Origin of the sequence: Nostoc sp. ChiQUE01b (genome assembly GCF_034531255.1) — a bacterium.
In the GTDB taxonomy this organism is placed as follows: Bacteria; Cyanobacteriota; Cyanobacteriia; order Cyanobacteriales; family Nostocaceae; genus Nostoc.
Genome location: NZ_JAVRBM010000070.1, coordinates 1 through 15,415 on the forward strand (window position 1 = coordinate 1; position 15,415 = coordinate 15,415).

Annotated in this window: 14 protein-coding genes; 11 read left to right on the forward strand and 3 right to left on the reverse strand. The window is 40.8% G+C overall.

The window, feature by feature from the left end; all coding sequences use genetic code 11:
• The first annotated feature begins 768 nt into the window (after positions 1-768).
• The 5 genes from cutA to RMY63_RS31425 all read left to right on the forward strand — a co-directional run bounded on the left by cutA (position 769) and on the right by RMY63_RS31425 (position 3,913).
• Entirely contained in the window at positions 769-1,077 is a 309-nt protein-coding gene (gene cutA, locus RMY63_RS31405) for a divalent-cation tolerance protein CutA (protein WP_322732443.1), read from the forward strand.
• Between the two features lie 320 nt (positions 1,078-1,397).
• Positions 1,398-1,952 (forward strand): acireductone dioxygenase, encoded by a 555-nt coding sequence (locus RMY63_RS31410; RefSeq protein WP_322732444.1) that lies wholly within the window; start codon positions 1,398-1,400, stop codon positions 1,950-1,952.
• A gap of 37 nt (positions 1,953-1,989) precedes the next feature.
• Positions 1,990-2,619, forward strand: coding sequence for an HAD-IB family phosphatase (locus tag RMY63_RS31415; RefSeq protein WP_322732445.1), 630 nt, complete (start codon positions 1,990-1,992; stop codon positions 2,617-2,619).
• Positions 2,610-3,245 carry a methylthioribulose 1-phosphate dehydratase gene (mtnB, locus tag RMY63_RS31420; protein WP_322732446.1) on the forward strand — a complete coding sequence of 212 codons (636 nt, stop codon included), beginning with the start codon at positions 2,610-2,612 and terminating at the stop codon, positions 3,243-3,245. The genes RMY63_RS31415 and mtnB overlap by 10 nt, the downstream gene beginning before the upstream one ends.
• A gap of 338 nt (positions 3,246-3,583) precedes the next feature.
• Complete coding sequence (locus RMY63_RS31425) at positions 3,584-3,913, forward strand: XisI protein (RefSeq protein WP_322732447.1); 330 nt, start codon at positions 3,584-3,586, stop codon at positions 3,911-3,913.
• Between the two features lie 75 nt (positions 3,914-3,988).
• Here the strand turns inward: RMY63_RS31425 and RMY63_RS31430 are convergent, their stop codons facing one another.
• From RMY63_RS31430 to RMY63_RS31440, 3 genes are all read right to left on the reverse strand, one after another.
• On the reverse strand, positions 3,989-5,641 hold the full coding sequence (locus RMY63_RS31430) for a DICT sensory domain-containing protein (RefSeq protein WP_322732448.1): 1,653 nt from the start codon (positions 5,639-5,641) through the stop codon (positions 3,989-3,991).
• A 187-nt stretch (positions 5,642-5,828) separates the two neighbouring features.
• The gene (locus RMY63_RS31435; RefSeq protein ID WP_322732449.1) at positions 5,829-7,331 is read right to left on the reverse strand and encodes a UDP-N-acetylmuramoyl-L-alanyl-D-glutamate--2,6-diaminopimelate ligase; all 1,503 of its coding nucleotides are present in this window, start codon (positions 7,329-7,331) and stop codon (positions 5,829-5,831) included.
• Between the two features lie 53 nt (positions 7,332-7,384).
• A complete protein-coding gene (locus RMY63_RS31440; RefSeq protein ID WP_322732450.1) occupies positions 7,385-7,675 on the reverse strand; it encodes a glutaredoxin family protein in 291 nt (96 codons plus the stop codon).
• Positions 7,676-7,873: 198 nt separating this feature from the next.
• On the opposite strand from RMY63_RS31440, the gene RMY63_RS31445 reads away from it, so the two are divergent.
• The 6 genes from RMY63_RS31445 (at position 7,874) to RMY63_RS31470 (ending at position 15,410) form a co-directional block, all read left to right on the forward strand.
• On the forward strand, positions 7,874-8,527 hold the full coding sequence (locus tag RMY63_RS31445) for a hypothetical protein (protein WP_322732451.1): 654 nt from the start codon (positions 7,874-7,876) through the stop codon (positions 8,525-8,527).
• Between the two features lie 58 nt (positions 8,528-8,585).
• The gene (locus RMY63_RS31450) at positions 8,586-9,197 is read left to right on the forward strand and encodes a hypothetical protein (protein WP_322732452.1); all 612 of its coding nucleotides are present in this window, start codon (positions 8,586-8,588) and stop codon (positions 9,195-9,197) included.
• A 453-nt stretch (positions 9,198-9,650) separates the two neighbouring features.
• Positions 9,651-10,712 (forward strand): homogentisate phytyltransferase, encoded by a 1,062-nt coding sequence (locus RMY63_RS31455; protein WP_322732453.1) that lies wholly within the window; start codon positions 9,651-9,653, stop codon positions 10,710-10,712.
• Between the two features lie 3 nt (positions 10,713-10,715).
• Complete coding sequence (locus RMY63_RS31460; RefSeq protein ID WP_322732454.1) at positions 10,716-11,189, forward strand: tetratricopeptide repeat protein; 474 nt, start codon at positions 10,716-10,718, stop codon at positions 11,187-11,189.
• A 438-nt stretch (positions 11,190-11,627) separates the two neighbouring features.
• Positions 11,628-13,781, forward strand: coding sequence for an ATP-binding protein (locus RMY63_RS31465; RefSeq protein ID WP_322732455.1), 2,154 nt, complete (start codon positions 11,628-11,630; stop codon positions 13,779-13,781).
• A gap of 402 nt (positions 13,782-14,183) precedes the next feature.
• Entirely contained in the window at positions 14,184-15,410 is a 1,227-nt protein-coding gene (locus RMY63_RS31470; RefSeq protein WP_322732456.1) for a tetratricopeptide repeat protein, read from the forward strand.
• Positions 15,411-15,415: the final 5 nt, after the last annotated feature.

Genomic DNA, 15,415 nt, shown 5'->3' on the forward strand with positions numbered 1-15,415 from the left:
CAAGTGCGGGAGCTATATCAACAAGTGCGGGAGCTATATCAACAAGTGCGGGAGCCATATCAACAAGTGCGGGAGCCATATCAGCAAGTGCGGGAGCCATATCAGCAAGTGCGGGAGCTATATCAGCAAGTGCGGGAGCCATATCAGCAAGTGCGGGAGCTGTTGGTTCTAAAATGAAATTGGATTTCATTGCTGACACACCCTAGCTTATGCAAGACTTTAGACAAGAAATAAATGCCAAAGCTTCTATAGATTTGGAACAGTGAAGAACTTGGTATTCTCCCGTTGCTGATGTTTATTACAATGCAAGACCGCACTATCCAAAGGAACTAATCGATCGGTCTGTCGCTTTAGCCCAACTTGACTCAGATGCATCGATTCTTGAGGTTGGTTGTGGCTCAGGAAATGCGACGGTAGCTTTTGCTCAATTTGGTTTTTCAATGACCGACAAAGACTTATGATACAAGCCCCTCTCTTACAAAGTTCTGATGCCAACTCTTGGAGACGCACTCGCGTTCGGCGGGCTACGCCAACGGAGGAAACCTCTGCTCAGACTTTGCGCTAAATTTATTTATGGGGATTATTAATTTTGAATTTTGAATTTTGAATTTTGAATTCGGAGCGTACCCCTTTGGGGAAGCAAGCTACGCGCAGCGTCTCGTAGAGAAGCGACGTCACGTGTATTAAGCCAAACCAGGATTTTTGTCATTTGGCACAACACAACTGCGATCAATATCCAAAGTCTCTAATTGTAAGTCAGAAACTTTTATGAAACTCTACTATGTAACTTTAAATAATCCAGATGAAGCACGCCAAATTGGTCGGGCATTACTGGAATGTAAGTTAGCAGTTTGTGTCAATTGGTTCCCGATTACTTGTGTTTATAGTTGGCAAGGAGAAATTACTGAAGAACCAGAAGTTGTTTTAATTATCAAAACTCAAGATGGTTATGCTTTAGAAATAGAAAAGCTTATTCAAGAGCATATTACTTATACTAATTTTATCGCCGAAATTTCTCCGACAGCAGTTAATCAGGGTTTTGTCAATTGGTTGAATGCAGAAGTTTCACCGCGCTAAGGGACTTCCAATTAAAAAAATAATCAATCGTTGTGTAGGCAGGGGGGCAGGGGGAGAAATAAAACTATCATTTAAATAAATTGGTTAATTTATTCTCTGGAAATCCCTAACAATAGAAATTACCTAAGAAGACAACGCAAATAGAGATATACAAGGTATAAAGGCAGAGAAAATTGCTTGGGGCAAAATATGAACCTGCCACGGGTGTGATTAACGCTCCTGCAAAATATGAAAGAATAGAATACTTTTTAAATAGTGTATTTGCCCCTACAAGTTATGCCTCGAAAGCCTTATTTTAACTATTTTAATGGAGGTCAAAAATGGCAGTTCTCAAACTAGAAAATGGAACTTTCCACACCGATTTAATTAATATTTCCCAGGAATTAGCCCCCCTGAATATTCAAATTAATCGCCTGACTGTAGCAGATAACCCTAAACTCCAACATTTATTGGCACAGGATAGTCTCAACGAAGACGAAAAAGAACAAGTACTCAAAGCAATAGATAGTTACTTTGAGCAACTACAACAGACAGCCGGCTATAAATCTCGTGATTTGGTTGTCCTTCATCAAGGGATTTCTAACCTTGATGAGTTAATGGCAAAGTTTGACAAAATTCATACCCATGCAGATGATGAAATACGCTACATCATTGATGGAGAAGCGATTTTTGGTTTTGTACTTTCTGATGGTAGTCAAGTAGAACTGACAGTACAACCAGAAGAATGTATCAACATCCCAGCTGGAACCGAACATTGGTTTTATCTCACCCCAGCAAGGCGGGTGAAAGCAGTACGCTATTTCATCACCACAGAAGGTTGGATACCCCAATATACAGGCAGAGAAATTCGCATCCGCCAACCCCTGGTGAGGTAAATTATAAATTATCAAACATTACAAATTACAAATTAGTATGAAGCGGATTGTTTTTTGTGACTTTGATGGCACTATTACAGTTGACGAAACTTTTGTTGCGGTTCTGAAAAAGTTTGCACCAGTACTTTCTGCAAAACTACTGCCTGAAATGTATGCAAAAAGGCTGACACTGCGAGAGGGAGTCAAGGAAATTCTGCAATCAATTCCATCTGCAAGTTATCCAGAAATTCTAGAATTTACTAAACCTCAATTAATGCGTCCTGGGTTTATAGAATTGTTAGATTTTCTAGAGTTTCAGGGAGTTTCATTAATAGTAATTTCTGGAGGACTACGGGGAATGGTAGAGGTTGTTTTGGATCGGATAGTAGATAGAGTAGAGAAAATTTATGCTGTAGATGTCGATATTAGCAGTACTTATTTAAAAGTAATTTCTCAATACGAAGGAGATACAGAACTGATTGCTAAGGTGCAGGTTATGGATCAGTACCCAGCCGATGAAAAGATCGCTATTGGTGACTCCATCACCGACTTAAATATGGGATTGCAAGCTTCTGTTGTCTTTGCACGCACTCCCTTAACACAATATTTAGATGAACGCCAAAAACCCTATATTCCCTGGAATGATTTTTTCCAAATTCGTGATTATTTAGCAAAATCATGGAGTTAAACCCAACAATAGCAGATCCTCGTTTGCAACTAATTGCCACTGCTCAGTGTTTTTACCAACAAGGTTGGATGCTAGGAACTGCCGGCAATCTCTCTGCTCGATTAGCCGATGGTAGTTTTTGGATTACAGCTAGTGGTAAATCTAAGGGTGAGTTATTACTCAACGATTTTGTTCTTATTGCTCCAGATGGCAAAATAGAAGCATCAGCTACCCAGAAGCTACCTTCAGCTGAAACAGCTATTCATCAACTACTTTACCGCCTGTTTCCAGAATCACTTGCTTGTTATCATATACATTCTATTGAGAGCAATTTGGTTTCTCGCTTAGTTAAAGGTGATACTTTACCTTTACCACCGCTAGAAATGCTCAAAGGTTTGGGAGTTTGGCAAGAAAATCCCTATTGTGTAATACCAATTTTTGCTAATCATCTCCAAGTTGCCCAGATTGCTGGTGATATTGAACAACGCTTTGCCGTCATTCCACCGCAAATATCCGCATTACTAATTCGAGATCATGGTTTGACAGTTTGGGCTTGTTCTGCTGAAGCTGCTCGTAATTATATTGAGTTATTAGACTACATCTTTCGCTACATGGTTGCCGCCATTCGGTTAGGCATAAATATGTGAATCAGACTAACTATTGACTATTGACTCTTGATTATAAACTAATGGCTAATAATGTATAGCAACCGATTTGATTTTTGAACAAAATTAGGTTTTTGTAGGGTGCGTTAGCATTTTGCGTAACGCACCATTCTTAAGGATTCGGTGCCGTACTTTCTGCGCTAACGCACCCTACGTATCTTTTCAAAAATCAAATAGTAGTCCTATAGGTCAGACGCTCACCTACCGTTCAGCATTACGAAAAAAGTACCTTGAACTAATTTTATATTTATTCAAGAAATAATCGCTGAACATCGGCTGAAGCTTCTGATTTTTGAACCCATTAAAGAAGAGGTTTTGCTATGGAAAGAATAAACTACGGTGAATTAGTGCAGACAATCCTGAAACGTCATTCAATTCATCACTCGAATGATGATACAGAAGTACAGTTAATTTTTGATACAGAGCGTGACCATTATCAAGTTATTCATTTGGGATGGGAAGAACTGAGACGAGTTTATGGTTGCATCATGCATATTGATATTAAGAACGGCAAAATTTGGATTCAGCGTGATGGAACTGAGAGCGGAGTAGCAAATGAGTTAGTAACTGCTGGAGTGCCAAAACAAGATATTATTTTGGGTTTTCATGCTCCCTACAAGCGGAAGTTTACTGAGTTTGCAGCAGGTTAGGCAAAATAACTGTAGGAGTTATCAGTTATGAGTGATGAGTTATAAATTTTTAACTCATCACTTATAACTCATAATTCATAACTCATTTTCTGTAGCGATCGCTCTTGGGATATTACCAACAGCTGCCAGTAGCACTGTAAAGGTAGAACCTTCAGATAATTTACTTTTTACAGAAATAGATCCACCACAGCGTAGCAGCAATTGCTGTACAATTGTTAACCCCAACCCAGCACCACCAAAATCTTCGGTTGCTGCTGTACGCACACGATAAAACCGATCGAAGATTTTGGGAATTTCGTTTTCGGCAATACCGATACCTGTGTCGCGGAATTCTAATTGGACATAATCGCCTTGATTACGGGCACGTACCCATACTTGACCTCCATTAGGGGTAAACTTAAGACTGTTGTGCAGCAGATTAATCACAATTTGTCTTAGCTTACCAGTCACGCACCAAACAGACGGGAGTTCAGTCGGTACGGTGTAGGCTAGCATAATTCCTTTTTCTTGGGCTACAGGTTGGTAGGTACTGACTACTCCAGGTACTATATCTGAGAGACGCACCAACTCCAAAGTCGTCCCCTCCAAATTCTGTTCTAGTTCCACCAGTTCCAAAAAACCAGTAATCAGAGAGTTTTGCTGATCGCACTGGGTATTTAACATCTGTAAATAACGTTGTCGTTGTGGGGGTTTAAGATTAGGAGAATTTAATAACGAAAGTGCTGTCTTCATGTGCGTCAAGGGTATACGCAGTTCCTGACAGACATTTTTCAGGTATTCATCTTTGAGTTTTTCTTTGTTGTGCAGTTCTTGATTTTGCTGCTCCAACTTATTAGTGCGTACTGTGATGATTTGACGATTAATTTCATCTTGTCGGAGGAGTTGTTTTGCCAACAATTGATTCATCAGTACCGGTTGGGGCACGGGTGGGCAAATAAAACTAGCAGGTAAAATTGAGGATGATTCTGGTGCGTTGACGCCTAGCGGTGAGGGGGTCGCAGTCTTCTCTGCGAGACGCTCCGCGAAGGCGGTTCCCGTCGATTGCGATAGCGCAGCGTTAGCGACGTTAGGCGCGTCACCCCCGAACCCGAAGGGCTTGTCGTTAGACATCCCTTGTTGGATACCATTTAATACTTGCTGAATTACTCTCCCCTCAACAGTAGTTATAATCAGCAACGGCTGGTTTTTATTAGTATTTACCTTCCCTGATGTCTGATTTTTGCGTTTTTTAAGTGGTCGATGAGCCAAAATTAAACTGCAAAACTGGGGCGATAACACGATCAGAAAGTTTTCCCGTCGCATTTGGCTATCTGGTGGTAGATGAACGGGGACATAATGAGAGGATGGGGATGAGGGAGATGAGGGAGATGAGGAGGTATTTAATCTTCCCTCTCCCTTGTCTTCCCCTGCTTCCCCTGCTTCCCCTGCTTCCCCTGCTCCCCCTGCTTCCCCTGCTCCCCCTTTCCTACTCTCCTCAATCTGGCAAGTATAAATGAGACTAGACGCACCTACCGAGGATTGATAACGCGCTAATTCTGATTGCCAAATTTTATCTGGTGGTAGCTTCACCCAGAGAGTGGCTGCAATTTGCTGCTCAATGAGTAAGTCAATTTGCGCTCTTACCAGTGATAGCAGAGTAGCAGGACTGAGGGATAATGGTTTAGGAGGCGCTTGCACTCCCATAACCAGTTGATAAACAGACAGATCCTTAGCCAAAGAAACATTCATGAGTCAAGCACAACTTGGATGAAGCAAGAAATAATTCTGTCTTCGATTTTCACCTTTATATGTGCATTTTTTACAAAATCACCACGGAAAGAAACATTAACTATAAAAAACTGTACCTAGAGGGGAATGGGGAATGGGGAGTGGGGAAGAGTTACCAATGTCCAATGCCCAATGCCCAATGCCCAAATTAACGTTCTATTTTCAGTCTTTGCTGTAAAGCGTCGCGTGCGTGTTCTCGGTCGTCAAAATGGATTTTTTCAGTACCAAGAATTTGGTAGTCTTCGTGACCTTTACCAGCAAGCAGCACTCCATCACCGGGTTGTGCTTGTAAAATAGCGGTACGAATTGCGATCGCCCGATCGCAAATTACTGTTGGCTGCACTGTGTCAGCTATTCCCGCCAAAATATCTTGCAAAATCCTTTCTGGGTCTTCAGTTCGGGGATTGTCTGATGTCACCACTGCCACATCAGCTAACTCAGCAGCAATTTTACCCATTTTTGGGCGCTTAGTGCGATCGCGATCGCCTCCACAACCAAATACACAAATCACTTTGCCAGGTATAAACGGACGCGCAGCTTTCAATAAATTTTCCAAGCTGTCGGGTGTGTGAGCATAATCCACAATCACGCTAATATCTTGCTCAGTACTAATCTGTACTCGTTCCATCCGTCCGGGAACTCCGGGAAACTCAGGTATTACATTTGCCACTAACTGCAAATCTAGCCCTAAGTGCAAAACTGCTCCGACAGCCGCGAGAAGATTTTCTAAATTATATTGTCCGACTAGGGGCGATCGAAAAGCCACGTCACCTTTTGGTGTATGTAATGTCCCACTAACACCATTTGGCTGGTAACTTAAGTCACTCATCCATAAATCAGCGCTGTTGTTGTTGACGCTGTAACTCCAAATCCGTTCGGAATCCAACGAGGCAATTAACCGCTTTCCATAAGAATCATCAGCATTAATTATTGCCCGTCCTTTGAGATAATTAGGACTAAATAACAATGCTTTGGCAGCAAAGTAATCTTCCATATCGCTGTGATAGTCGAGATGGTCTTGAGTAAGATTACTAAATACCGCCACCTCAAATTCACAACCCAACACTCTACCTTGGGACAAAGCGTGAGAACTGACTTCCATCACCCCAAACTCACTTCCAGCCTTTACCGCCTCTGCTAGCTGCTGTTGCAGTTCCACTGCAAAGGGCGTAGTGTGGGCAGCAGTTTGCTCAAAACCTGCCCAACGAGTGTAGAGAGTTCCCATCAAAGCTGTAGCTAAATTAGCTTGCCCTAGTAGAAATTCAATTAGATGAGTAGTTGTAGTTTTGCCATTTGTACCAGTTACGCCTACCAACTTGAGTTTTCGCCCTGGATAACCATAAAAAGCACTGGCTATCTGGGCACAAGCTTGAGTGATGTTACTTGCACTAATGACCACAGCCTGATTTGTGGGAGGATTTTTTTGTGCAGCTTCGGGAGAAACGATCGCAGCTACCGCCCCCGATGCGATCGCACTTTGCCAAAATTCCCCACCATCAACCCGCGTTCCTGGCATCCCAATAAACAAATCTCCCACACGACAAGCATGGGAATTCGTTTTTAAACCCCTAACTTCCACATCCTCCAAAGTTGGATAACTAGGCAATTGCTCAACACTGTCTACCGCTGTTAGTAATTCCCGCAATTTCATTTTGTGAACCTCGTCACATTCTTGATCTTGCGCTTATTCTGCATTATTTTTTTCTAATTGGCTAAATATTTACGCAACATTTGCTCCAACTGCTGCACACTAGCACGAGGAGAAGGACGTGGCAATAGTTTCTCACTCTCCTCTTCTTCCTCAGCGCCCTCTGCGCCTCTGCGGTTCGATAAATAAAGTACCGGTACTTCATACTGATATGCAGCAAACCAATCTTCACGAGTCGTAATATCCCTAATTTCCAACTTGAAACTGAGATTTTGGATTTGTTCTAGCTTTTCTTGCAAGCCTTCACATAAATGACAGCCGGGTTTACTGTATAAAATTAATCGCATTCTTGATTTGAGTTGGTGCAAGAAGTTATAAGTTTAGAATAACGTAGACGCTTTTGCAGGCTACCGCAGAGGCGCGGAGGGCACAGAGCAGGAGAGATGAGAAGAGAAGGGTAGACAATTTCAAAGTCCCTCTCCCAAGCTTGGGAGAGGGATTTAGGGTGAAAGCTCATTCATCCCACCTTCCGCACCCTAACTGTCATGACAGCGCATGAAGATGTCGTTCTTGAGTGTGTAGCTAATATGACATCAAGTGAATCGAATGAAATTAATGCTGTTGAAGTAGATGGTGTCCGGTTTGAAACTCTAGTACCGGAGCGAATGTTGTGCTTACCAAAAAAAAATCTAGTACAGAGACTTCTGAGCAATTTGGAATTTTTATTACCAGTACCGCCAGGATATTTTTCCCCTAAATATTCTGTACAGATTGGTATACGGATTATTAATAACACCTCAACCCCCCTTAGATTTAGCTTTTATTTCACCATACTTCCAGAACTAGTGAATGCATACGGTCCAATTCCATTGGAGGGTGGTTGGATTAGAGCTTCAGCATCTTTAGAATCTGATTACCCTCTCGCTATGCCAGGAGAGAGTGTAACATACTTTCCTGAGATAAAATTTTTTGGAACTTGGGGTAATCGATTTGGACTTAGCATCACCAGTGGAGATAGTGGTACATGGTTTTTTCAATCTCTCAAGCCAGGTAATTATCAGTTCCGATTTATCTATAACAGTCCAAATGAAAAGGCAACATTGTACAGTTCTGTGAGTAGAGATATGAACTTAATAGAAGGGATTAGGACGGGTGAAGTATTAACTCCGTTTGTAGAGTTACATTTAGCCCAGCTTTGAAGTAAAGCTAAATTTTTATTCTCAACAAGACTCACAGGGCGAAGGCACGGCAGCTAATATGACATCAAGTGAATCTAATGAAATTAATGCCGTTGAAGTGGATGGTGTCCGGTTTGAAACTCTAGTACCGGAGCAAATGTTGTACTTACCAAAAAAAAATCTAGTACAGAGACTTCTGAGCAATTTGGAATTTTTATTACCAGTACCGCCAGGATATTTTTCCCCTAAATATTCTGTACAGATTGGTATACGGATTACTAATAACACCTCAACTCCCCTTAGATTTAGCTTTTATTTCACCTTATTTCCAGAATTAGTTAATACATACGGCCAAATTCCATTGGAGGGTGGTTGGATTAGCCTTTCATCACCCTTAGAATCTGATTACCCTTTCGCCATGCCAGGAGAGAGTTTGACATTCTTTCCTAATATAGAAATCTTTTGGATTTGGGGTAATCAATTTGGAATTAGCATCCTCAGTGGAAATGGTGGTAAATGGATTTTTCATACTGTCAAGCCAGGTAATTATCAGTTCCGATTTATCTATAAGAATCAAAATGAAAAGGCGACACTGTACAGTTCTGTGAGTAGAGATATGAACTTAATAGAAGAGATTTGGATGGGTGAAGTATTAACTCCGTTTGTGGAGTTACATTTAGCCCAGCTTTGAAGTCAAGCTAAATTTTTATTCTCAACAAGACTCACAGGGCTAAGGCACAGCAGTTCTGAAACCTCTGCTGGATAAGGATCTTGATCAAAAAATAGCCTAAATTTTAAAACGCTCAAACCTTTGCTATTAAACGATTCTTATACTTTAGATGCGTTTGCCCTAAGTCTTTAACATCTTCATTTACTTATCTCAGACTTATCTCTTTAGTGTCAGTTCTTATTGCTCGTTATTGACAAAAGATTTTGATGCCATTTTTTCTGATTCATGGTTGCTCAAATCTCTTTTTTGACTAATAATGTCTGTTTTGATTCTCACTTGATTTTTTTCTCTCCGTAATTTCCCTTTGTGACAGTTAGGGGTGCGGAAGGTAGGATTGATTCATCAAAGAAGTCTAATGACCAAATTCTGTAACAATGATTAACAACCAGCCAGAATACTGTATTTAAGCTACTCATGAGCCAAAGTTCTCAAAACAGCCCTTTACCAGGCAAACCTGTTTTATCATATTTCCAGTGGTTATACGCCTTCTGGAAATTCTCTCGCCCTCACACGATTATCGGTACAAGTCTGAGTGTTTTGGGTTTATATTTAATTGCCATTGCCATAAGTAGAGACGCGATTAATCATATCTCTACAGACGCGATGAATCGCGTCTCTACAAACGCGATGAATCGCGTCTCTACAAACGCGATGAATCGCGTCTCTACAAACGCTATGAATCTTGTCTCTACGTATTCCCTACTCCCTGTCTTTGGTGCATGGATTGGTTGTCTGTGTGGCAATGTCTACATTGTGGGGCTGAATCAATTAGAAGATGTGGAAATTGACAAGATTAATAAGCCTCATTTACCCTTAGCGTCTGGTGAGTTTTCTCAGCAAACTGGGCAATTAATTGTCGCTTTGACTGGGATTTTGGCGCTAGCTGTGGCGTGGCTAACTGGCCCGTTTTTATTGGGTATGGTAGCAATTAGTTTGGCCATTGGTACTGCTTATTCTTTACCACCAATTCGCTTGAAACAGTTTCCTGTTTGGGCGGCGCTGTGTATTTTTTCGGTGCGCGGTACGATTGTTAACTTAGGGCTATATCTGCATTACAGTTGGGCATTGCAACAAAGCCAAACGATTCCGCTCGTGGTGTGGGTGTTGACATTATTTATTTTAGTGTTTACCTTTGCGATCGCGATCTTTAAAGATATCCCCGATATGGAAGGCGATCGCCTCTACAATATTACTACTTTCACCATCAAACTTGGGCCCCAAGCTGTGTTCAATCTGTCTCTTTGGGTAATAACTGCCTGCTATCTGGGAATAATTCTAATTGGGGTGCTAAACGTCGCCTCAGTTAACGCCATATTCCTGGTAATTACTCATTTGGGTCTTTTGGCTTGGCTGTGGTTGCGGAGTTTGACGGTAGACTTACGAGATAAAAGTGCGATCGCTCAATTCTACCAATTTATCTGGAAACTCTTTTTTATAGAGTATCTAATTTTTCCTATCGCCTGTCTTTTGGCTTAGACAATGCTAGAAACCTTTCCCACTAGTTCGATTATCGCTGCTGTTGTAGTTGTTCTGAGTCTGTCAATCCTTGGCTATTTCGCTTGGAAAACTTTGATCACCTCAGACTTGTTTCAAAAAGGCATCAATTTTGTCCAAGCAAAAGATTATCAAGGTGCAGAAGCAGCTTTTCGCAAAGTGATTTCCATCAACTCTACAAATGATGTAGTACGCTTGTTTTTGGGAGATGTTTTAAACCAGCAAGGACAAGTAGAGGAAGCAACAGAATTATTTCGGGAAGTAATTCGCCGTAGTCCGAAAAATCCTGATGCTTACTTGCGTCTGGCGAATATCCTCATGCAGCAAGAGCGAGAAGAAGAAGCTAAAACTAACCTACTACAAGCTAAAGATTTATTACAAAAACAGCGCCAACCTGAAAAAGCTAAAAAAATCACTCAACTGTTAGATAAAATGAGTGCTAAGTCAAGCGAATCTTAACTTTAATGAGAATTGCAAGAGATTAAATTTTCCTGTTCTGTCTCCTACTTTTTTTGCCATTCCCATCATTATGGTGAGAATGGTTTTTATTTAGTAACTTACTAGTGTATACCATAATTATGTCTGCAATTTCCGCAGGTTTGACCACTCTTTTTATAGCCATTACAATTGCAATCGGATGCGCGAAAAGCTCCATAGCCGCAATTAATTGATTTAGCCTTTAGAAGATAAAATATTGGGAATTTTAAATAATTTATTTTTGTAAAACAGCGATGATACTAACAGTCTTTTTGTTTTGTAAATACATATTCATATTGTAGTCTTCTTAAGCGGTAAAAAATTAGACACACTGTATCAGTAAAATTTTTGTACTAGAATAATATTAAGCAATGGCAGAGATTTAGTAGTAGATTTTATAACTTAAACAATCAAGTATTTATGTCAAATATAATATCAGAATTGTGGACTAACTTTTGGACATCAGAATCATTTATTCCACATGGACACTGCTATCTATGGCAAACGAATTTAGTTTGGTTACACATATTATCTGACGCATTCATTGCACTAGCTTATTACTCGATTCCAGCTACACTCTTCTACTTTGTCCGCAAGCGACAAGATTTGCCTTTTGATTGGATTTTTTTGCTGTTTAGTGGATTTATCGTAGCTTGCGGCACTACTCATTTAATGGAGATTTGGACACTTTGGCATCCAACCTATTGGATGTCAGGGTTTCTCAAAGCAGTAACTGCAACAATATCTGTAATTACAGCAGTAGAGCTTATACCTCTAGTTCCCCAAGCACTGGCACTTCCTAGCCCTACTCAATTAGAACAAACAAATCAAGAACTTCAAACACAAATATCCGAACGCTTATGGGTAGAGGAGGAACTGCGAAAATACCAGAATCATCTCGAAGAAATGGTTGCTGTTCGCACCAATGAAATTACTAAGACTAACGAGCAATTACAACAAGAAATCCTTGAACGCCAACGCATCTTAGAAATTCTCCGACAAAGCGAAGAACGCTACCGTTACTTAGCTGAGGCAATTCCTCAACTTGTCTGGACAACTAAACCTAACGGTGAATGTGATTTTTTTAATCAAAATTGGTGCGAATACACAGGGCTAACATTAGAGCAATCTTTGGGTTCTGGTTGGTTAGCTGCATTGCATCCAGATGATGTTCAAAGAGCTGATAAAGTGTGGTCTGATGCTGTAAAAAATAGCACTATATATAACAATGAATATCGCTTTAAACGAGCAACTGATGGCTCCTATCGTTGGCAGCTAGCGCGAGGTTTACCACTCAAAGATGAGCAAGGTATTGTAGTCAAGTGGTTTGGAACCTGTACAGATATCCACGAACAAAAACAAATACTTGAAAAACGAGCGCACTTGCTGGAATTAGAACAAGTAGCACGAGCGAAAGCAGAAACAGCCAATCGAATTAAAGATGAATTCTTAGCCATCCTCTCGCACGAACTACGCACTCCACTCAACGCAATTCTCGGCTGGTCAAAGTTGTTGCAAACCCGCAGGTTAGACGAAACAAAGACATCTGAAGCACTAGCCACAATCGAGCGGAATGCTATCTTACAAGTTCAACTCATTGAGGATTTACTGGATATTTCCAGAATTTTACAAGGCAAACTGACGCTGAATATTACCAAGATTAATCTAAAGTCTACGGTATTGTCGGCATTACAGACAATGCAATTAGCAGCAGAAACAAAATTGATTGAGGTGAATACAGTATTTGAACCGGGTGTGGGGCAAATCATGGGCGACTCGACTCGTTTGCAGCAAGTCGTCTGGAATCTCCTTTCTAACGCAATCAAATTTACACCGAGAGGAGGAAAGGTAGAAGTGCGACTCCAGGAAACTGATGGCTATGCTCAAATAATTGTTAGCGATACAGGTAAGGGAATTAGCGCTGACTTTTTGCCATTCGTGTTTGATTACTTTCGCCAAGCAGATAGCACCTATACGAGAAATTTTGGTGGATTAGGACTGGGATTAGCAATTGTGCGTAATATCATCGAAATGCATGGTGGCATCGTCAAAGCAGATAGCCACGGCGAGGATAAAGGGGCAATATTTACTGTTAGCTTACCGCTTCTGGCCGATGAAAGTCCAAGGTTGACGGATAAACAAAACTACCCTGCATTTTTAGCTACTAACTCCTTACCTCTGAATGGCATTAGGATTTTAGTTGTTGATGATGATACTGATTCACGAGATTTTGTTGCTTTTGTATTAGAGCAAGATGGGGCTTTTGTGATGGCAGTATCTTCTGCTGATGAAGCATTAAAAACTTTAGCAGAGGTCAAGCCAGATGTGTTAGTCAGCGATATTAGTATGCCCGATATGGATGGCTATATGTTAATACATGAAGTGAGAACTCGGACATCAGAACAAGGTGGACAAATCCCAGCAATTGCCTTGACTGCTTTTGCAAGAAACAATGACTACGAAAAAGCCCTAAAAGCTGGGTTTCAGATGCATTTATCCAAACCTCTTAACCCAGAAAAATTAATTGCAGCGATTGTTAAACTCATGGAAACAAAAGTGTCAGCTATTAACTAAAAACAACTTTTTACTTTTAAGAAATTACCATCTATTAGACTTCTTGCATGAATTAATGAGCTTTCACCCTAAATCCCTCTCCCACCCTTGTGATTTCGGCGAACTCATTTGTTGTTTCGGTGTGTCCATAACGCACCCTACAAAACGACTAGAAGAGTTGAAACCTATACTGGTCATACTTGTGTGTACACCGTAGCCCACCCTTGGGAGAGGAACTTTGAAATGTATCTTGTGTACATATAGACAATTATATGAGAGTACACTTGTATCAAGTTAGCTTAATCCCTTATAATTCCTGCTAAAATCCCCCTAAGAGCAAGTAAAGAAAGACTGGGGTATTTTAACGATCGCAATTAGCCGAACTTGATATTATATGTAAACCAAGCAAGTAAGGTAATAAAAATGCTGAAAAACAAGAATCTACTGGTAGCAGCTATTATCTGCTTGTGTTTGAGTAATGGGAATACTGCCTTTGGTAAAGATGTTGGCGTTATTTTAGCAAAAATTCAAAATACTCAGTCCGCAGTTATTCGGAACAAAAACGCAGTTGCTAACTTCCAGCAAGGAAGCAATCTCTATAAACAGGGAGATTTAAAAGGAGCAGAGGCGGCTTTTCGGAAGGCAATTGAACTCGAACCCAATTTTGCACAAGCTTATATTGCCTTGGGAAATACTCTCGACGATGGAGGTAAACCACAAGAAGCGATCGCCCAATACAATAAAGCCATTAGTCTCGATCCTCAAGACTCTAGAGCATACTTTAATCTGGGTTTGACTTTAGCAAGACTAAATCAGTTAGAACCTGCGATCGCACAATATCAGAAAGCCATCAGCCTTGAACCCAAGTATCCTGAAGCTCACTATAACTTAGGAAATGCTCTCTACGCTCAAGGCAAGCTCAAAGAAGCAGTTACTGAATATACAGCAGCAATTCGTCTCAAACCAGATTATGCACCGACTTATACTCGTTTAGGAAATGCTCTGTATGATCGAGGTGAGCTAGCAGAAGCAGTTACTCAGTATAAAAAATCCATTAGCTTCGATCCTAACTATGCAGACGCTCACTATTACTTAGGAAACGCCTTGTACGCTCAAGGAAAGCCAACAGAAGCAATCGCCAACTATACCCAAGCCATTCGTCTCGAACCGAAAAATCCAGCAGGTTATAATGCCTTGGGAAATACTCTATACGCTCAAGGCAAACTAGAAGAAGCGATCGCACATTACAAAAAAGCCATCAGCTTCGCTCCCAACTATGCAGACGCTCACTATAATTTAGCAAGTGCTTTTTACGCTCAAGGCAAGCTAACAGAAGCAATCGCTGGCTATACCGAAGCGATTCGTCTCGATCCCAAACACGCACAAGCTTACACAGGTTTGGGAAATGCGATGGACGATCGTGGTAAACCTCAAGAAGCGATCGCACATTACAAAAAAGCCATTAGCCTCGTACCTAACGATGCATTCACTTACTATAATTTGGGAATCACTTTGGGAAGACAACAACAGCCAAAAGAAGCGATCGTTAATCTTAAAAAAGCCAGAGAATTATTCCAAGCCGAGAAAAACAAGGAGATGGTTGAGCAAGTCGATCAGCTAATCCAAAAAATTAATATCCAGACAAATTGAATAAA